We start from the raw sequence: 18,397 nt of genomic DNA on the forward strand, positions 1-18,397 counted from the left end.
ACCACGCCCGCCGGCACGGACTCCGGTCCGGCGCCCGTCGACGACACGACCTCCGGCGGCGACCCGATGCGTCCGTCCGACCACGTCGACAGCGCAGCCCCGGCGGCCTCCGGCGACGACGGGGGCGTGACCCAGCCGAAGCTCGGCTTCGTCGGGTCGCTGCGCTTCGCATGGCGGCAGCTGACGAGCATGCGCACGGCGCTGTTCCTGCTCATGCTGCTCGCTCTCGCGGCGATCCCGGGCTCGCTCGTCCCGCAGCGCACGGCAGACCCGAACGGAGTGGTCCAGTACAAGTCGGACCACCCGCAGCTCTTCCCGGTGCTCGACGCGCTCCAGGTCTTCGACACCTACACCTCGGTGTGGTTCTCGGCGATCTACCTGCTGCTCTTCGTCTCGCTCATCGGATGCATCGTCCCGCGGACGAAGCACCACTGGCAGGCGCTCCGGACGCGCCCGCCGCGGACCCCGGTGCGACTCGGCCGCCTGGCGGGCTACCGGTCCGTGCCGGTGGACGCCGACGCCCTGACCGCACCCGCCACCCGCGCGAGCGGTGCGACGGACGCGGCCACGAGCCTCCCGTCCGTCGACCACGCCGTGACGCGTGCCATGGCGCTCCTGAAGCGCTCCGGCTACCGCGTCGAGCGGTTCGGCGACTCGGTGAGCGCGGAGCGCGGCTACCTGCGCGAGACCGGCAACCTCGTCTTCCACGCGGCGCTGGTCGGCGTGCTCGTCGCGGTGGGTCTCGGCGGTGGCTTCAGCTACACCGGGCAGCGACTGCTCGTCGAGGGGCAGACGTTCTCGAACGTCCTCGGATCGTACGACTCGTTCAACCCGGGTCGGTGGTTCCGGCAGACGGACCTCAAGGGCTACAACCTGACGCTCGACAAGTTCACGACCACGTACGAGGAGAAGAACCTCGACGCCCTCGGGCAGGCGCTCGACTACTCGGCGACCGTCACGAGCCAGGAGAAGGGGCAAGCTGCGAAGACCAGCCGCATCGGGGTGAACGACCCGCTCGCCGTGGGCGGCACGAACGTCTACCTGCTCGGCAACGGCTACGCCATGCAGGTCACCGTCCGCGACGGGCAGGGGAACGTCGCGTTCCAGGACGTCGTGCCCTTCCTGCCGGAGGATGCGAACTACACGTCGACGGGTGTGCTCAAGGTGCCCGACGCGAAGCCGTCGCAGCTCGGCATGGTCGGCTTCTTCTACCCGACGGCGTCGAAGCTCTCGACCGGGGCGTTCGCGAGCGCCTACCCGGACGCGCAGAACCCGCTCCTGACGCTGCAGGTCTACCGCGGCGACCTCGGGCTCGACAGCGGGGTCCCGCAGAGCGTGTACTCGCTCGACACCAGCGGCCTCGAGCAGATCGCCGGACGGCAGTCGTCGACGGCGAGCATCGAGCTCAAGCCCGGACAGACGAAGACCCTGCCCGACGGCACCGGCTCGATCACGTTCGACGGCGTGAAGCGCTACGTCTCGCTCGACGTGCACCACGACCCGTCGCAGGCGTACGTCGCGGGATTCGCGCTGCTCTCCACCCTCGGCCTGCTCGTGTCGCTGTTCGTCCCGCGCCGCCGCGTGTGGGTGAAGGCCGTCCCGCGCCGCGGCGCGGAGCACGGCGAGTACGACCTGGAGTACGCCGGCCTGGCGCGAGGCGAGGACCCCAACCTCGAGCGCGCCGTCGACGACATCGCCCGCCGGCACCTGTCGGACCTCGGAGTTAGGATTCCTGCGTGAACGACATGACGACGAACCTGGCGACCTACTCGGTCGTGCTGACGTACTCGGCCATGGCGGTCTACGTCATCGCGTTCATCTCGTTCGCGCTCGACATGGCCAAGCGTGCGGGTCAGGTGACGGCGGCTACCGGTGCCGGTGCCGCAGCGCCCGAGGAACGGACCGTCGCGACCGTGCAGGGCGGGACCGTCGTGCTCGAGAAGGTCGGCACCACCTCCGGTCGGTCGGGCGGCGGCACGAAGTTCGAGCGGGTCGGCATGGCGATGACGATCCTCGCGCTGGTGCTGCACGTCGCGGCCACCGTGCTGCGGGGCATCGCCGCCGACCGTGTGCCGTGGGGCAACATGTTCGAGTTCTCGCTGACCGGCACGGCGCTCATCACGCTGATCTTCCTGCTGGTGCAGCTCTGGCAGAACCTGAAGTTCCTCGGCGTCTTCATCACGGGCCTGACGATCATCCTGCTCGGCATCGCGACCGTGAACTACTGGGTCCCGGTCGTCCCGCTGCAGCCCGCGCTCCAGTCCTACTGGCTCGTCATCCACGTCTTCGTGGCGATCGCCGGTACCGGGTTCTTCGCGCTCGGCGCCGGGCTCGCGGTGGCACAGCTCGTGCAGACCTACCGGCAGGGCCGCCCGGTGTCGAAGCAGCTCCGCTTCATGGAGACGCTGCCGGACGCCGACCGGCTCGAGGTCCTGACCTACCGCGTCGTCCTGGTCGGCTTCGTGCTGTGGACCTTCACGCTCATCGCCGGCGCCGTCTGGGCCGAGCGTGCGTGGGGCCGCTACTGGGGCTGGGACACGAAGGAGGTCTGGACCTTCATCATCTGGGTCGTCTACGCCGGGTACATCCACGCTCGCGCGACGCGCGGCTGGCGCGGCGCCCGCTCGTCGTGGCTGGCGCTCATCGGCTTCGCCGCGGTGATGTTCAACTTCTCCGTCGTCAACGTCTTCTTCAAGGGCCTGCACAGCTACTCGGGCCTGTGAGTCGCTGAACACGACACAACGGACGGGAGGCGCGGTGCCGGCTGGCACCGCGCCTCCCGTCCGTCGTCAGGCCGCGGCGAGCAGCGCGTGCACGCGCGCGAGCCGCGCCAGCCACCACGCCGTCCGCTCCGGCGACGCCGCGTTCCGCTCCAGCAGGTCCCGCGAGACCTCGACGCGCCGGACCGGCACCCGCCCGGCGACGGGCAGCAGCGGTGACGCGGTCACGTCGGACGCGAACATCGCCGCCGTCCCGAGCCCGGCCGCGTAGCCGGGGGTCATCGCGGCCGCCGCGAGGAACGCCCCGATGCCGAGTCCGACCGACGTGTCCAGCGCGCTGGACACCACGCACGGCAGGCCCGCGTCCGCGACCACGGCCTGCGCCGCGGTCACGCCACCGAGCGGCTGCGCCTTCACGACGAGCACGTCGGCGGCTCCCGCGCGCGCGACGGCGAGGGGGTCGGCGGCCTTCCGCACGCTCTCGTCCGCGGCGATCGGCACGCCGAGCCCGGCGGTGCGCGAGCGCAGGGCCGCGAGCTCCGGCACGGTCCGACAGGGCTGCTCGGCGTACTGCAGGCCGTAGGGCGCGAGTCGCTCGAGGGCCCGGGTGGCCTCGTCGACGCTCCAGAGTCCGTTCGCGTCCACCCGGACGTCCGCGTCGACACCCATCACCCGGCGGACCTCCGCCACCCGGGCGACGTCGTCGTCGACGGTCGTGCCGGGTTCGGCGACCTTGACCTTCGCGGTCGTGCAGCCGGGGTAGCGGGCGAGGAGCCCGGCGACCTCGTCGGGGGCGACCGCGGGCACGGTGGCGTTGACGGGCACCGAGTCCGCGGCCGGCTCGTGGTCGGTCCACCCGAAGTCGACCGTGGCGCGGAGCCATGCGGCGGCCTCGGCGTCGTCGTACTCGACGAACGGCGAGAACTCCGTCCAGCCGGCGGGACCGCGGAGGACGAGGGCCTCGCGGACGGTGATGCCACGGAACCGCACGCGCATCGGCAGCGCCACGACGTGGGCGTCGGCGGTCAGGTCGTCGAGGTCGGGGAGCACACCCCATCATCACCCGCGCGGTCGGGGTCGGTGCCACCGCGACGGCACCCAGCGCTCGCGCCGACACCTCGGAGCCGACCGCCAGGGCCGGGCACTAGCATGCACCGGTCGGCCCAGCGTCGGCGGTGCCGCGGGAGCTCGCGGCACGGGCGTGTGGCGACCGAGGAGAGGGAGGGCCGGTGGCGTCGGATCCGCAGCAGCGTGGCCAGCGAACCGGCCGCCCGACGTCGGACGATCCCGCGACAGCCCAGCAGCGAGCGGCTGCCCAGCGAGCAGCCGCCCAGCGCGCCGCAGCACAGCGTGCCGCCGCGCAGCGCACCGCGACCCAGCGAGCAGCAGCGCCGCAGCGTGCCGCCGCTCCGCGTGGTCCGGCCCAACGCACCCCGCAGCGGGCCGAGGGGGTTGCGGCGTCGCCCCGCGGACGAGGAACCTCGGGCACGACCGCTGCGAACGGCGACTTCGAGCGGATGCTGCAGCGGGGCTCGGTGGACACCCGGACCCTCGCGCAGAGCCGTCGGCGCCGCAACCCGGTCATCGGCAAGATCGCGCTCGGTCTCGCGGTGGTGTCCGCCGCGGTCGACGCCAGCGCCTTCGCGGTGTTCATGGGCGGCGACACCACCTTCGCGTTCGGCATCTGCTTCGTGGTCGTGTTCCTCACGCTCATCGCCGCGGTGCTCGGGTTCATCGCCGCGGTCGGCTCCTTCGGCCGGTGGTACGGCGCGGTCGGGGTGGTGCTGGCGTTCTTCGCGAACCCGGTGATCCTCATCGTGCTGCTCGTCGTCGTCGCGCCGGAGGCTCTCACCGGCATGTAGCCCGGTGGCGCCGGTGGCACCGGTGGCACGTGATCCGCCGGCGGTACGGTGGAGGCATGGCTGCTCCCGTCTCCGACCTCTTCGACCCCGACGTCTGGACCGAGGCCCCGGTCGCGGCGCAGTTCACCGACATCACGTACCACAAGCACGTCTCGCAGGGCATCGTCCGGGTCGCGTTCGACCGCCCGGAGGTTCGCAACGCCTTCCGTCCCCGCACGGTCGACGAGCTGTACCGCGCCCTCGACGACGCCCGGCAGGACCCGCGCGTCGGCGTCGTCCTGCTCACCGGCAACGGTCCGAGCCCGAAGGACGGCGGCTGGGCGTTCTGCTCCGGCGGCGACCAGCGCATCCGCGGCCGGAGCGGCTACCAGTACGTCGGCGACGAGGGCGCTCCGCCCGAGGGGGTCGACCCGGCCGCCGCGCAGGCCTCGATGGGCCGCCTGCACATCCTCGAGGTCCAGCGCCTCATCCGGATGATGCCGAAGGTCGTCGTCGCGGTCGTGCCCGGCTGGGCCGCCGGCGGCGGGCACTCCCTGCACGCGATCTGCGACCTGACCATCGCGAGCGCCGAGCACGGGCGCTTCAAGCAGACCGACGCCGACGTCGGGTCCTTCGACGGCGGCTACGGCAGCGCGTACTACGCCCGGCAGATCGGGCAGAAGCTCGCGCGCGAGGTCTTCTTCCTGGCGGAGGAGTACTCCGCGCATCGGGCGTACGAGATGGGTGCGGTGAACAAGGTCGTGCCGCACGCCGACCTCGAGCGCGAGGCGCTCCGCTGGGGCGAGACGATCCTCGGCAAGTCGCCGACGGCGATCCGGATGCTGAAGTACGCCTTCAACGCGGTCGACGACGGCATGGTCGGTCAGCAGGTCTTCGCGGGCGAGGCGACGCGGCTCGCCTACGGCACGGACGAGGCGGTCGAGGGGCGCGACTCCTTCCTCCAGAAGCGCGAGCCCGACTGGACCGCCTTCCCGTGGCACTACTGAGGGCCGGGGACCTGCGGTGACCCGTCCGCTGGTCGCGCTGGGCGCGTCGGACCCGACGGCCGTGCTGCGCGGACTGGAGGCCGCCCTCGCCGGCGGCCCCGCACTCCTGCCGGTCGCGGTGGACACGCCGGCGCTGCCGACGCCGCCACCGTCCCACGTCGCGCAGCGGGTCGCCCTGGTCGTCGAGACGAGCGGGTCGACCGGCACCGGCAAGCGTGTGGCGCTGTCCGCCGATGCGCTCCTCGCCGGAGCCGCCTCGGCCGACGCCGCACTCGGCGGCCCGGGGCGCTGGGTGCTCGCGCTGCCGACGCACTACATCGCGGGCCTCAACGTCCTGACGCGGTCGATCGCCTCGGGCACCTCGCCCGTCGTGGTGCCACCCGGTCACTTCGAGGCCGCCGCGTTCGCCGACGCGGTCGACCGGCTCGACGTCGGGCCGGACGCCCCGCGGCGCTACACCTCGCTCGTCCCGGTGCAGCTCGCCCGCGTGCTCGACGACCCACGGGCCCGGGCCGCGGCGACCCGCTTCGACGCCGTCCTCGTGGGCGGTCAGGCGACCCCGGCACCGCTCCGCCGGCGCGCGCTCGAGGCGGGCGTCCGGGTGGTCACCACCTACGGGGCGAGCGAGACGAGCGGCGGCTGCGTCTACGACGGCACCCCCTTCGGCACCGTCCGCGTCGGACTCGTCGACGGGGCGCTCGAGCTCGCCGGCCCGATGCTCGCCGAGGGGTACCTCGACGACCCGGACCGCACCGCGCGCACCTTCACCGAGCGGGACGGGCTCCGCTGGTACCGCACCGGCGACGCCGCGGCGCTCGACGACGACGGCCGGCTCCGGGTGCTCGGCCGACTCGACGACGTCATCGTGTCGGGCGGCGAGAAGGTGCCGCTCGGCGCGGTCGAACGGCGGGTCCGCGAGCTCCCCGGGCAGGACGCCGCGGTCGTGACGCGTCGGACGTCGGGGGAGTGGGGCGAGGTGCCGGTCGTCGTCACGGAGCAGCCGCTCGACCTCGACACCGTCCGCGCGCACGTCGGGGACCTCCTCGGGCGGGCTGCCCGACCGGCGGACGTCCTCGTCGTCGACGCGGTGCCGATGCTCGGCACGGGGAAGCCCGACCGACGGGCCGTCCGCGTGCTCGCCGACCCCGACGGTGCACCGCCGGCGTAGCGAGCGCGGATACGATGGTCGGCCGTGGCACGTACGAAGAACACGAACCGGACCAAGGGCCGCAGCGGCAACCCCGCGAAGGCCGCCCGACCGCAGCGCGGCAAGCAGCGGGCGACCGCCCGTGACTGGATCGGCGGTGCCCGGCTCCGCACGCTGACGCTCGGTGTCGTCCCGGTCGTGCTCGGCACCGGTGTCGCGTTCGTCGACTCCGGCGAGCCGGGCGACTTCGGGTCCTACCTCGGGCACGACCACCGCCTGGCGGTCGCGCTCCTCGCCCTCGGTGTCGCACTCTTCCTGCAGATCGGTGTGAACTACAGCAACGACTACTCCGACGGTGTCCGGGGGACCGACGAGTTCCGCGTCGGACCGGCGCGTCTGACCGGCGCCGGGCTCGCGAAGCCCCGCACGGTGCTCACCGTCGCGCTGACGTTCTTCGGGCTCGCGGCGGTCGCCGGCCTGCTCATCGTCGCGCTCACCGGCCTCTGGTGGCTGCTGGTCGTCGGTGCGGCCGCGATCGTCGCCGCGTGGTTCTACACCGGCGGGAAGAAGCCGTACGGGTACAACGCGCTCGGCGAGGTCTTCGTCTTCGTCTTCTTCGGCCTGGTCGCGGTGCTCGGGACGCAGTACGTGCAGATCCGCGAGGTCACCACGAGCGGCTGGGCAGCGGCGGTCGCGGCCGGCTTCTTCGCCTGCGCCGTGCTCATGGTGAACAACATCCGCGACATCGACGAGGACCGACTGGCCGGCAAGCGGACGCTCGCCGTCGTGGTCGGACGTCCGGTCGCCCGGGTGCTGTACGGCCTGTTCCTCATGCTGCCGTACGTCGTGCTGCTCTGGTTCGTCCTGCTCTACTTCCGCACCGGGTTCGCCTACTTCTCACTGCTGCTGGCGTTGCCGGCGCTCGTCATCGGCGCCTCCACGCGGAAGCCCCGCGAGCTCGTCACCGCGCTGCAGCTGTCGTCGTTCGCGTCGCTGGCGTTCGGTGTCGTGCTCGGACTGACGCTCGTGCTCCTGCCGTAGCCGCTCGGTCCTGCCGACGCGGGCCGGGTCAGTCCTCGTCGCGCTCGGGACGGACGCGGTGGCGCTCCGCGTCGGAGACCGGACGCGTGGCCGGCGCGGCGGTGCCGGCGTCGGCGGTGTCGGCGGCCTCGGAGTCCGCTGCGTCGACGAAGTCGTCCTCGAAGTCGGAGTCCGCGTCGTGCTCCGGTCGGGCGCGACGCGACGCGATGCTCGACGTCACCCGGCCGCGCAGCCCCGGCAGGGCGATGTAGGACACGAGCAGACCGATCAGGGCCGCACCGATCGCCGCCCAGTACCACCGCAGGCCGATGACGAGCAGTACGGCCAGCGCCGCGGCGAAGATGCCGAGTCGGGCAAGGGTGTAGACGAGCCACGCTTTCACCCGACGAGTCTACGGAACCCGCGGTGGGGGAACGGCTGACCGGCAGGTACGTCCCAGGCGCGGTCCGTAGGCTCCTGGGATGGTCCGTCTCTGGTTGGTCCTCGCCGTCGCCGCCGTGGCGTTCACGGTGTACGCGGCCATCGACTGCGCGACCATGCCCCGCGAACGCATCCGATCACTGCGTCGCGGCTGGTGGATCCTGCTCGTGATCGTCCTGCCGGTCCTCGGCGGACTGCTCTGGTTCGTGCTCGGCCGTGCCCCGGCGACGCCCGGACCGACGCCCCGGTACCGTGGTCCCGAAGACGACCCCGACTTCCTCGGTGGCCCCCGTGCCCCCGGGTCACCCCGCACCGGAACGGACCAGGACGACGCAACCCTCCGAGACCTCGAAGACCGACTCCGCGAGCGGGACGAACGCGACGACGGCAGCACCGCCGATCGCTGACGGGTCCGCCGGATCGGGCAGCCCGGCGACCGACTTCGCCCTGGCGCTGCTGCAGGAGCTCGCGCGCGCGGGCGTCACCGACGTCGTGGTCAGTCCGGGCTCCCGCTCGCAGGCGCTCGCCCTGGCCGCGGTCGCGCTCGAGCGCGCGGGCGGCGTGACCGTGCACGTCCGGCTCGACGAACGGACCGCGGGGTTCTTCGCGCTCGGGCTCGCCGTCGAGTCCGGTCGGCCCGCCGCCGTCGTCACCACCTCCGGCACCGCGGTGGCGAACCTGCACCCGGCCGTGCTCGAGGCGCACCACTCCGGCGTGCCGATGATCGTGCTGAGCGCCGACCGGCCGACCGAGCTCCGGGGCATCGGCAGCAACCAGACGACCGTGCAGCCCGGACTCTTCGGACCGGCCGTCTCCTTCGTGCGCGACGTCCAGGCGCCCACGGCCGGCAGCGTCGACGTCGACGCGGTGCGCTCGCTGGCGCGCGAGGCGGTCGCGGTCGCCGCGGGGCACACCGGCCAGCCCGGGCCCGTGCAGCTCGACGTCGCCTTCCGTGAACCGCTCTCCGCCGGCCTCCGCGCCGAGGACGTCACCGGCGTGCCGGACGACGAGGTCGACCTCGAGCACGCGCAGCGCCGGGTGCACGCCGGACTCCCGGTCGTCGAGCTGACGCCGGACGACGAGCCCGCGACCGTCGTGATCGCGGGGCACGACGCCGGGCCGGACGCCGAGCGCATCGCGTGGGAGCTCGGTGCGCCGCTGCTGGCGGAGGTCTCGAGCGGTGCGCGCTTCGGCCGGAACCTGGTCGTTGCCTACCGCGACCTGCTCCGCGACGCGGAGCTCGGCGGTGCGGTCCGCCGCGCCGTCGTGCTCGGCCACCCCACGCTCAGCCGGGAGGTCCCCGCGCTCCTGCAGCGACCCGACGTCGAGACGATCGTGGTCCGCGGGGCGGGAGCCGACCCGTACGACCCGGCACGCGCCTCCCGTCCGGACGCGACGACCACGTTCGTCTCCGACGTCCGCGTGACCGGCCGGACCACCCCGGCACACCGCGCGTGGGTCGGCCGGTGGGTGACGACGAGCCGGGCGGTGCTCGGCGACGGCGACGCCGGCCCCGACCTCGACGCGAAGCGATCGGGCGACCGCGCGGAGCGGAACCGCTTCCTGCGCGACGAGGTCGCACTGCGTCGCCGGTCCGTCGACCGCACGATGCTGGTCGAGGCCGTGTGGGGGGTGACGTGGCCGCACGACCGGCTCGTGCTCGGGGCGTCGCAGCTCATCCGCGTCGCGGACGCGCACGTCGCGGGCAAGAAGCTCCGCGTGCACGCCAACCGCGGCCTCGCGGGGATCGACGGCACGGTGTCGACGGCGCTCGGCATCGCCGCGGCCCTGAAGCGGACGGCGGACTCGGTCGGCACCACGCGGGTGCTCGTCGGGGACCTGACGTTCCTGCACGACCTCGGTGCGTTCGTCACCGGGACCGAGGAGCGGACGCACCGCGTGCAGGTCGTCGTCGGCAACGACTCGGGCGGCGCGATCTTCCACGGGCTCGAGGTCGCACGCACCACGCCGGACGAGGACATGCGCCGGATGATGACCACGCCGCAGCACGTCGACGTCGAGCGGGTCGTCACCGGGCTCGGCTGGGAGTACCGGCGCGCGGCCACGTGGGGCGACCTGGAGGCCGTGCTCACCGACCCGGCGCAGCGGCTCGTGGTCGAGGTGCCGCTGACCGACTGACGGGCGGCCGGCGCCGGCTGCGTCGGGTCAGGCCGGTGCGGTGCGGTGCGTCGCGTCGCGTCGCGTCAGGCCAGGGCGTCGCGCACCGGACGGAACTTGAGGGCGGTCTCGGCGACCTCGCGCGCCGGGTCCGACCCGGCGACGATCCCCGCACCGGCCCATGCCCGGACCGTCCCGTCGGCGTCGATCCGGGCGCTGCGGAGCGCGAGCATCCACTCGCCGTCGCCGTTCGCCCCGAGCCACCCGACCGGTCCCGCGTAGCGGCCGCGGTCGACGCCCTCGAGCTCCGCGACGAGCCGCACCGCGACGTCGGTCGGGGTGCCCGCCACGGCTGCCGTCGGGTGGAGCGCGTCCGCGACGTCGAGTGACGTGGTCCCGACCGGCAGGGTCGCGCGCACGTCGGTGGCGAGGTGCCAGAGGTTCGGCAGCTGCAGGCGGAAGGGCTCCGGGTCGGCGCGGAGGTCGGTCGCGATCGGCCGGAGCGCCTGCAGCAGGCTCGCGATCGCGAAGCCGTGCTCCTCGACGTCCTTCGCGCTCGACGCCAGCGCCTCGGCGGCCGCACGGTCCGACGCCGGGTCGGTCCCGCGGGCCGCGCTCCCGGCGAGCACCCGTGCGGACAGCTCGGTGCCGTCGGTGCGCGCCAGGGTCTCCGGCGTCGCCCCCACCAGTCCGTCGACGGCGAACGTCACGCACTGCGGGTACGCCGCCGCCAGGTCCAGCAGGACCGCGCGCCGGTCGGCACCGGGCGGCAGCGTGCCCACGAGGTCGCGGGCGAGGACGACCTTGTCGGCCTCGCCGGCGGCGATCCGGCGGACGGCGTCGGCGACCGCGGCGGCGTAGGCGTCCTCGTCGATGCTGCCCGGTCGGAGGGCGACCGACACGTGGCCGCCGACGCTCGGCACCGGGGCCGAGGTGCGGGAGAACGCCAGGGGCTCGGGGGCCGGGGTCGTGTCGACCGCGGTGAGCCACGCCTTCCCGCGCCGCTTGCCGATGACGACCCGCGGGACGACGAGCACGCTCTCCTCGGCGGAGTCGTCGGCGAACGTGAACGACCCGAACGCGACGAGACCGGTCCCGCGCAGCTGCACCGGGTCGTCCACCCGCGCGCTGCCGACGAGGTCGCGCCAGACGGCGGACGCCCGGCGCATGCGGTCCGGACCCGAGAACGTGAAGCGGAGTGCCTCGCCGATCCCGACGATGCCGTCGCCGCCCCGGACGAACGCCAACGGGGTGTCCCGCAGGGTGTGGCGGAGGACGTCACCCGGGTCGTCGAGGATCCGGGTCGAGACCGTGAGCGAGGGGGCCGCCGTGGTGGTTCGGGTCACGGACCGATCGTACGCGCGCGGCCGGTGGCCGGACCCCGGCCGGGCGTCCGGCCACCGTCGGGCCGGGACCTCTAGGATGGTGCGGTGAGCAGAGCGGACCTGAGCAAGCGGCCGGACGAGGTGGCGGCAATGTTCGACGACGTCGCCGCGAAGTACGACCTCACGAACGACATCCTGTCGGCGGGCAACGCCCCGCTGTGGCGCGTCGCGACGGTGCGTGCGGTCGACCCGCAGCCGGGGGAGCGTGTCCTCGACATCGCCGCCGGGACGGGCACGAGCGCCGCGGCCCTGGCGAAGAAGGGCGCGGAGGTCACCGCGCTCGACCTGTCGGCCGGCATGATCGCCGTCGGACGCGAGCGGCACCCCGAGATCACCTTCGTCGAGGGCGACGCCGAGCAGCTGCCCTTCGACGACGACACGTTCGACGCCGTCACCATCTCCTTCGGGCTGCGGAACGTCAACGACCCGATGCAGGCGATCACCGAGATGCTCCGGGTGCTCAAGCCCGGTGGCCGCGTCGTGATCTGCGAGTTCTCCACGCCGCCGATGACGCTCCTGCGCTTCGGCTACGGCACGTACCTCAAGCGCGTGCTCCCCGGCATCGCGCGGCTGTCGAGCAGCAACCCGGCCGCCTACCGCTACCTCGCCGAGTCCATCGAGGCATGGCCCGACCAGCACGTGCTCAGCCAGTGGCTGCGCGGCGTCGGCTTCACGATGGTCGCGCACCGCAACCTGACGGCCGGGATCGTGGCCCTGCACCGCGGGCGCAAGCCGGTCGAGGGCACCGTCCGCGAGTCCGTCGCCCGACGGGCCCGGGCACGCCGTGAGCACCAGCACACCGGTGAGCAGCCGAGCGTCGACCCGACCGACGCCTGACCGGTCCTCGACCCCGAACACGGAGCAGCACTTGAACCCGAGCGTCCCGGTCGCACGCCGCGCACCGAGCCTCCGCGCCTCGCTGGGCATCGGCGAGCGACTGTTCGCCACGCCGTCCGAGCGACGCTTCATCGCCGCGGTCGACGACGGGCTCGAGCTCGTCGAGCGGGGCCTCGAGGAGGCGATGCGGTCGACCGACACGCTGGCCGACACCACGAGCCGCTACCTGCTCTCCGCCGGTGGCAAGCGGATCCGTCCGACCCTCACGCTGCTCATCGCGCAGCTCGGCGAGGGCGTGACCGACGCGGTGGTCAAGGCCGCCGTGAGCATCGAGACCACGCACCTGGCCTCGTTGTACCACGACGACGTCATGGACGAGGCGCCGGTGCGCCGCGGCGTCCCCGCCGCGCACGTGACCTACGGCAACAACGTGGCCATCCTCACGGGGGACCTCCTCTTCGCCCGGGCCAGCCTCATCACGGCCGACCTCGGCACCGAGGGCATCCGCATGCAGGCCGAGACCTTCCAGCGCCTCTGCATGGGGCAGCTGCACGAGACCACCGGCCCGCAGCCCGACGACGACCCGGTCGAGCACTACATCCAGGTGCTCAGCGACAAGACCGGGTCGCTCATCGCGACCGCGGCCCGCGCCGGCGTGATGTTCTCGGGTGCGGACCGGGCCTGGCTCGACGCGGTCGGGACGTTCGGCGAGAAGGTCGGCGTGGCCTTCCAGCTCGTCGACGACGTCATCGACCTCGCTCCGGCCGGGGCCCGCACCGGCAAGATCGCCGGCAACGACCTGCGCGCCGGCGTGGACACGCTGCCGCTGCTGCAGCTCCGCCGGCTCGCCACGCGCGACGACGGTGCCGCGGCGCTGGTCGCCCGGATCGAGCACGACGTCAAGGACGCGCCCGACGATGCCGTCGATTCGTCGCCGTACCAGTCCGCCGTCGCCGCCCTGCGCGAGCACGAGGCGACCACGGCCACCCGGGCCGTCGCCGTGCGCTGGGCGGAGGAGGCCGTCGCGGCCCTGGAACCGCTGCCCGGCGGCACCGTGAAGCGGGCGCTGACCCGGTTCGCCGAGTCCGTCGTCGAACGCAGCCGCTGACCCACCGGGAGCATCCCGCCCGAACGAACTGGAGCCATCCGTGCCAACCCTCCGACTCGCCATCGTCGGCGCCGGTCCCGCCGGGATCTACGCCGCCGACATCCTGCTGCGCGAGGCCCACGGCACCGACGTGTCGATCGACCTCTTCGAGCAGCTGCCGGCGCCGTACGGCCTGGTCCGCTACGGCGTGGCACCCGACCACCCGCGGATCAAGGGCATCGTCAACGCGCTGCGCGACGTGCTCGACCGCGGTGTCGTCCGGCTCTTCGGCAACGTGCGCTTCGGCGAGGACATCACGCTCGACGACCTCAAGCAGCACTACCACGCCGTGCTGTTCTCCACGGGGGCGATCAAGGACGCCGAGCTCGACGTCCCGGGCGTCGAGCTCGAGGGCTCGTACGGTGCGGCCGACTTCGTGAGCTGGTTCGACGGCCACCCCGACGTCCCGCGCACCTGGCCGCTGACGGCGTCGAGCGTCGCGGTGATCGGCAACGGCAACGTCGCCCTCGACGTCTCGCGCATCCTCGCGAAGCACGCCGACGACCTGCTCCCCACCGAGATCCCCGCGAACGTGTACGAGGGGCTCAAGGCGTCGCCCGTCACCGACGTGCACGTCTTCGGCCGCCGCGGTCCGGCGCAGGTGAAGTTCACGCCGCTCGAGCTCCGCGAACTCGGCGAGCTCCGCGACGTCGACATGGTCGTGTACGACGAGGACTTCGACCACGACGAGGCATCGCTGACGGCGATCCAGACGAACAAGCAGGTCATGGTGATGAACCGGGTCCTGGAGCAGTGGCGCACGCGCGAGGTCGGCCGGGCGAGCCGCCGGCTCCACCTGCACTTCTGGGCGAAGCCGCTCGAACTCGTCGGCGAGGACGGCCACGTCAGCGCGATCCGGTACGAGCGGACCCGGCCGGACGGGGAGGGCGGCGTCGAGGGTACCGGCGAGGTGCGCGAGCTCGCCGTGCAGGCCGTCTACCGCGCCGTCGGCTACTTCGGGTCGCCGCTGCCCGGTGTCCCGTTCGACGCACGCACCGGCGTCATCCCGAACCGCGGGGGACAGGTGCTCGACGAGCACGGCTCCCAGGTCCCCGGCGTGTACGCCACGGGGTGGATCAAGCGAGGACCGGTCGGGCTGATCGGCCACACGAAGTCCGACGCGATGGAGACCGTGCAGCACATCGTGAACGACCAGGCGTCCTGGTGGACCCCGGCGGACCCCTCGCCCGAGGCCGTCCCCGCGCTGCTCCGGGACCGCGGTGTCGACTTCACCGACCTCGCCGGCTGGCACGCCCTCGACGAGCACGAGCAGGCACTCGGTGCCCCCGAGGGCCGGGAGCGCATCAAGGTCGTGCCGCGCGACGAGATGGTCGACGTCTCGCTGCGTCGGGTCGGCTCGGCGACGAGCTGAGCGCCGCACGATGACCACCGCACGCCCCGCACCGTCCACCGCGATGCGGGGCGTGCTCGTCGCTCCCGGACGCCTGCAGGGGGTCGACGTCGCGCGCGCGCTCGCGCTGCTCGGCATGATGGCCGCGCACATCGGCGGGATCGCCGACGAGGTCGACTGGTCCGACCCGGGCACGTGGTCCGCCGTCGCCCACGGGCGGCCCTCGACGCTGTTCGCGGTGCTCGCAGGAGTCTCGGTCGGCCTCACCAGCGGTCGGACCAGTCCGCCCGGGCCGCCGGCGATCGGACTGGTCCGCGCCCGGCTCGCGGTCCGTGCGATCGTCGTGGTGGCGATCGGGTTGGCCCTGATGGCGCTCGAGACGCCGATCTACGTCATCCTGCCCACCTACGGGGCGCTCTTCCTGCTCGTGCTGCCGGTCCTGCGGGTGCGCCCGGTCTGGCTCGTCCTGCTCGCGGTCGTCTGCGCGGTGGTCTCACCGCTCGTGGCGATCGCCGTCGCGCCCCTCTACGCGGGCGCCGGCACGTGGGAGGTCCAGTTGGGTCTCGTCTACCCCGTGGTCACCTTCCTGGCGTACGTGCTGGTCGGACTCGCGGTCGCCCGGGTCGGTCTGGAGGCACGGCGTGCGCAGGTCGCGCTCCTCGCGTCCGGCACGGTGGTCGCCGCCGCCGCGTACGCCGTCGGGAACGCGCTCGCCCCGGTGCCCGCGAGCACCGGGCTGGCCTTCCCCGGCGTGCCGTACGCGCCCGACGGCAGCTCGCCGTCGGCGGCGCTGGCGCAGCTGTTCCTGTCGCCGCGGGACCACTCGTCGTCGATCGTCGACGTCGTCGGGACGGCGGGGATCGCCGTCGCGGTGGTCGCCCTCTGCACGCTGCTCGTCGACGGCCGGGGGCGGACGGTCGCGCGCATCGCGTACCCCCTCGCTGCGGTCGGGTCGATGCCGCTGACGGTCTACGCGGGCCACATCGTCGTCATCGCCTGCCTGCCCGGGTACCCGGACTCCGGTGCCGCGTGGGCCTGGTTCGCGATCGGGTCGGTCCTGTTCGCGATGACGTGGCGGGCGTTCCTCGGACGGGGCCCGCTCGAACGCCTCGTCGCCTGGGTCGCGGACGTCGTCACGGCGCCGCTCTGACGACCCGCGTCGTCCGTGGGCACGTCGTCCCGCCCCGTTCGTGCGCACGTCGTCCGTGGGCATGTCGTCACGCGACCCGCGTGACGGACGCGCGCAGGTGCCTCCCGGCCGGACGCTACTGCAGGGCGGCGGTCAGGCGCGCGATGTTGTCGAGCACCTGGGACCGGCGCGGTCGTTCGAGCCACGAGTCGAGCGTGAGCTCGAAGGACGCCTCCTTGTAGGCGTCCTGGACCTCGCGGAGGGCGTCGACGAACCGGCGGCCGCGCACCATCACCGACACCTCGAGGTTGAGGCTGAAGGACCGCATGTCCATGTTGCTCGACCCGATCACGGACACGTCGTCGTCGATCGTGAAGTGCTTCGCGTGCAGGATCGTCGGTGCGCGGTACAGCCAGATCCGGACCCCGGCGCGCATGAGTTCCTCGTAGTACGACCGCTGGGCGTGCCACGTCATGGCGTGGTCGCCCATCTCGCCGACGAACAGCTCGACCTCGACCCCGCGCTGCGCCGTCGTCGTGATGGCGTAGAGCATCGAGTCGTCCGGCACGAAGTACGGCGAGGTGATCGACACCTTCTCCTGCGCGGCGTAGAGCAGGGCGTTGAAGAGGCGCAGGTTGTTCTCGCCGTCGAAGCCGGGGCCCGACGGGACCACCTGGCAGTCGAGGGCGTCCCCGCGGTCCGCGCGCTGCACGGGATCGCTCTCGCGGAGCAGGAGCTCGTCGGTCTCGCTGTACCAGTCGGTGACGAACAGGGCGTTGAGGCCGGCGACGACCGGGCCCTCGAACCGGGCGAACAGGTCCTTGTAGACCATGCCCCGCTCGATGTGGGACTTCAGGTCGTACGACGGGTCGATCAGGTTCTGGGACCCGGTGAAGGCCACCGACCCGTCGATCACCATGATCTTCCGGTGGTTGCGGAGGTCCGGGCGCTGGAACTTCCCCTGGAGCGGCTGCAGCGGGAGCATGAGGTGCCACTCGATGCCCGCGCGGTCGAGGAACGCGAGGGTGTCCTTGAAGCCCGGGTACCCGCGGCTCGCCCAGTGGTCGAGGAGGAACCGGACCGTGACCCCGCGGGCCTGCGCCCGGGCCAGTGCCTCGAAGTACGGCCGGGTCGTGTCGTCGAGCGTCGCGATGTAGAACTCGACGTGCACGAAGCGCCGCGCCCGGTCGATCTCCCGCGTCATCTCCTGCACCGACTCGTACGAGTCCGGGTAGAGCTCGGCCGAGTTGCCGCCCACGAGGGGCATCGCGCCGAGCCCGCGGTTGAGCTTCGTGATGCTCTCCAGCCACGGCGGCCACGGGTGGTCGCGACGCACGCGCTCGATGCCCTCGGTCTGCTCGAGGATGTACGCGTTGATCTCGGTCTGCTTCTCGCGTCGTGCCCGGGGGAGCTTCGTCGACCCGATGATCAGGAAGACGATGAACCCGATGTACGGGATGAGGAAGATCGCGAGCAGCCAGGCCGTCGCGGTCTGCGGCTTCCGGTTGTACGGGACGTAGATGATCGAGAAGACACGGATCGCCAGGTCCAGCAGGACCAGGAGAACGGTGATCGCGACGCCGAGCCAGTGCTCCACGGGGGCGCTAGCGGAAGTTGATGAACTGCAGCGGCACGTCGAACTCTTCACCCTTGAGGAGCTGGATCGTGTTCTGCAGGTCGTCGCGGCTCTTGGAGGAGACGCGCAGCTCGTCGCCCTGGATCTGGTTCTTGACGGTCTTCGGCGCGTTCGCCCGGAGGAACGCCCCGATCTTCTTCGCGACGTCCTGCTCGATGCCGTTCTTGAACTTCACCTCGATGCGGTACTCCTTGCCCGAGGGGTACGGGTCGCCGGCGTCGAGGCTCTTGAGCGAGATGTTCCGCTTGATCGCCTTGCTCTGCAGCACGTCGAGGACGGCCTTGGCACGCTCCTCGGAGTTCGCCTTGATGAGCACGTCCTCACCGCTGAACGCGATGGACGCGTCGGCGCCCTTGAAGTCGTACCGCTGCTCGATCTCCTTGGCGGCCTGGTTGAGGGCGTTCTCCGCCTCCATCTTGTCGACCTTGCTGACCACGTCGAAGGAACTGTCTGCCATGCCGGACAGCCTAACGGCGCACGCCGGGCCCGGTTCGGTCACTCCCGGCGGCTGTGGACGAGCGCCTCGTCACGTCCCCCTGTGGTCACGAGCACCCTCCGGGATCGGCTATGCTCTTCACCGCGCCTTCGGTTGGTGATCACACCGGCTGGGTGCGCACA

Annotated in this window: 17 protein-coding genes; 12 read left to right on the top strand and 5 right to left on the bottom strand. The window is 72.7% G+C overall.

Features of this window, described 5'->3' with window-relative positions; all coding sequences use genetic code 11:
* Nucleotides 1–66 precede the first annotated feature (66 nt).
* Nucleotides 67–1,740 carry a cytochrome c biogenesis protein ResB gene (locus H7A69_RS04355; protein ID WP_182046022.1) on the top strand — a complete coding sequence of 558 codons (1,674 nt, stop codon included), beginning with the start codon at nucleotides 67–69 and terminating at the stop codon, nucleotides 1,738–1,740.
* A 5-nt stretch (nucleotides 1,741–1,745) separates the two neighbouring features.
* On the top strand, nucleotides 1,746–2,723 hold the full coding sequence (gene ccsB, locus H7A69_RS04360; RefSeq protein ID WP_182046023.1) for a c-type cytochrome biogenesis protein CcsB: 978 nt from the start codon (nucleotides 1,746–1,748) through the stop codon (nucleotides 2,721–2,723).
* A gap of 66 nt (nucleotides 2,724–2,789) precedes the next feature.
* Here the strand turns inward: ccsB and H7A69_RS04365 are convergent, their stop codons facing one another.
* The gene (locus tag H7A69_RS04365) at nucleotides 2,790–3,770 is read right to left on the bottom strand and encodes an o-succinylbenzoate synthase (protein WP_182045959.1); all 981 of its coding nucleotides are present in this window, start codon (nucleotides 3,768–3,770) and stop codon (nucleotides 2,790–2,792) included.
* Nucleotides 3,771–4,255: 485 nt separating this feature from the next.
* On the opposite strand from H7A69_RS04365, the gene H7A69_RS04370 reads away from it, so the two are divergent.
* Genes H7A69_RS04370 through H7A69_RS04385 form a run of 4 tightly spaced genes read left to right on the top strand, consistent with a single transcriptional unit; the run spans nucleotide 4,256 to nucleotide 7,756 of the window.
* Nucleotides 4,256–4,582, top strand: coding sequence for a hypothetical protein (locus H7A69_RS04370; protein WP_182045960.1), 327 nt, complete (start codon nucleotides 4,256–4,258; stop codon nucleotides 4,580–4,582).
* A gap of 56 nt (nucleotides 4,583–4,638) precedes the next feature.
* Nucleotides 4,639–5,568: a 1,4-dihydroxy-2-naphthoyl-CoA synthase gene (locus H7A69_RS04375; protein ID WP_182045961.1), complete on the top strand. Its 930-nt coding sequence runs from the start codon at nucleotides 4,639–4,641 to the stop codon at nucleotides 5,566–5,568.
* Between the two features lie 16 nt (nucleotides 5,569–5,584).
* Nucleotides 5,585–6,736, top strand: a complete 1,152-nt coding sequence (locus H7A69_RS04380; protein ID WP_182045962.1) for an AMP-binding protein — start codon at nucleotides 5,585–5,587, stop codon at nucleotides 6,734–6,736.
* A 24-nt stretch (nucleotides 6,737–6,760) separates the two neighbouring features.
* A complete protein-coding gene (locus H7A69_RS04385) occupies nucleotides 6,761–7,756 on the top strand; it encodes a 1,4-dihydroxy-2-naphthoate polyprenyltransferase (RefSeq protein ID WP_259346078.1) in 996 nt (331 codons plus the stop codon).
* Nucleotides 7,757–7,784: 28 nt separating this feature from the next.
* Here the strand turns inward: H7A69_RS04385 and H7A69_RS04390 are convergent, their stop codons facing one another.
* A complete protein-coding gene (locus H7A69_RS04390; RefSeq protein ID WP_182045963.1) occupies nucleotides 7,785–8,138 on the bottom strand; it encodes a DUF4229 domain-containing protein in 354 nt (117 codons plus the stop codon).
* Between the two features lie 79 nt (nucleotides 8,139–8,217).
* Here H7A69_RS04390 and H7A69_RS04395 point away from each other — a divergent pair, with 79 nt between their 5' ends.
* Nucleotides 8,218–8,583: a PLD nuclease N-terminal domain-containing protein gene (locus tag H7A69_RS04395; protein WP_182045964.1), complete on the top strand. Its 366-nt coding sequence runs from the start codon at nucleotides 8,218–8,220 to the stop codon at nucleotides 8,581–8,583.
* Nucleotides 8,576–10,315, top strand: coding sequence for a 2-succinyl-5-enolpyruvyl-6-hydroxy-3-cyclohexene-1-carboxylic-acid synthase (gene menD, locus H7A69_RS04400; protein ID WP_182046025.1), 1,740 nt, complete (start codon nucleotides 8,576–8,578; stop codon nucleotides 10,313–10,315). Before H7A69_RS04395 ends, menD begins: the two co-directional genes overlap by 8 nt.
* Nucleotides 10,316–10,380: 65 nt before the next feature.
* On the opposite strand, the gene H7A69_RS04405 is transcribed toward menD, so the two are convergent.
* The gene (locus H7A69_RS04405; RefSeq protein WP_182045965.1) at nucleotides 10,381–11,640 is read right to left on the bottom strand and encodes an isochorismate synthase MenF; all 1,260 of its coding nucleotides are present in this window, start codon (nucleotides 11,638–11,640) and stop codon (nucleotides 10,381–10,383) included.
* Between the two features lie 84 nt (nucleotides 11,641–11,724).
* Between H7A69_RS04405 and H7A69_RS04410 the strand changes: the two genes are divergently transcribed.
* The 4 genes from H7A69_RS04410 to H7A69_RS04425 are packed head-to-tail and all read left to right on the top strand — an operon-like array spanning nucleotide 11,725 to nucleotide 16,164.
* On the top strand, nucleotides 11,725–12,516 hold the full coding sequence (locus H7A69_RS04410; protein WP_069712126.1) for a demethylmenaquinone methyltransferase: 792 nt from the start codon (nucleotides 11,725–11,727) through the stop codon (nucleotides 12,514–12,516).
* Between the two features lie 31 nt (nucleotides 12,517–12,547).
* The gene (locus H7A69_RS04415; protein ID WP_069712326.1) at nucleotides 12,548–13,624 is read left to right on the top strand and encodes a polyprenyl synthetase family protein; all 1,077 of its coding nucleotides are present in this window, start codon (nucleotides 12,548–12,550) and stop codon (nucleotides 13,622–13,624) included.
* 40 nt (nucleotides 13,625–13,664) lie between these two features.
* Nucleotides 13,665–15,035 (top strand): FAD-dependent oxidoreductase, encoded by a 1,371-nt coding sequence (locus H7A69_RS04420; protein ID WP_182045966.1) that lies wholly within the window; start codon nucleotides 13,665–13,667, stop codon nucleotides 15,033–15,035.
* A gap of 10 nt (nucleotides 15,036–15,045) precedes the next feature.
* On the top strand, nucleotides 15,046–16,164 hold the full coding sequence (locus H7A69_RS04425) for a heparan-alpha-glucosaminide N-acetyltransferase domain-containing protein (RefSeq protein WP_182045967.1): 1,119 nt from the start codon (nucleotides 15,046–15,048) through the stop codon (nucleotides 16,162–16,164).
* 115 nt (nucleotides 16,165–16,279) lie between these two features.
* Here the strand turns inward: H7A69_RS04425 and cls are convergent, their stop codons facing one another.
* Nucleotides 16,280–17,740 carry a cardiolipin synthase gene (gene cls, locus H7A69_RS04430; RefSeq protein WP_069712129.1) on the bottom strand — a complete coding sequence of 487 codons (1,461 nt, stop codon included), beginning with the start codon at nucleotides 17,738–17,740 and terminating at the stop codon, nucleotides 16,280–16,282.
* 7 nt (nucleotides 17,741–17,747) lie between these two features.
* The gene (locus tag H7A69_RS04435) at nucleotides 17,748–18,236 is read right to left on the bottom strand and encodes a YajQ family cyclic di-GMP-binding protein (protein ID WP_069712130.1); all 489 of its coding nucleotides are present in this window, start codon (nucleotides 18,234–18,236) and stop codon (nucleotides 17,748–17,750) included.
* Between the last annotated feature and the right edge of the window lie 161 nt (nucleotides 18,237–18,397).

The sequence above is a fragment of the Curtobacterium sp. ME26 genome (genome assembly GCF_903970945.1).
In the GTDB taxonomy this organism is placed as follows: Bacteria; Actinomycetota; Actinomycetes; order Actinomycetales; family Microbacteriaceae; genus Curtobacterium; species Curtobacterium citri.

Coding starts and splice junctions, on each gene's coding strand:
- H7A69_RS04395 (WP_182045964.1), top strand. CDS start 8,218: ATGGTCCGTCTCTGGTTGGTCCTCGCCGTCGCCGCCGTGGCGTTCACG.
- H7A69_RS04425 (WP_182045967.1), top strand. CDS start 15,046: ATGACCACCGCACGCCCCGCACCGTCCACCGCGATGCGGGGCGTGCTC.
- ccsB (WP_182046023.1), top strand. CDS start 1,746: ATGACGACGAACCTGGCGACCTACTCGGTCGTGCTGACGTACTCGGCC.
- H7A69_RS04355 (WP_182046022.1), top strand. CDS start 67: ATGCGTCCGTCCGACCACGTCGACAGCGCAGCCCCGGCGGCCTCCGGC.
- H7A69_RS04435 (WP_069712130.1), bottom strand. CDS start 18,236: ATGGCAGACAGTTCCTTCGACGTGGTCAGCAAGGTCGACAAGATGGAG.
- H7A69_RS04375 (WP_182045961.1), top strand. CDS start 4,639: ATGGCTGCTCCCGTCTCCGACCTCTTCGACCCCGACGTCTGGACCGAG.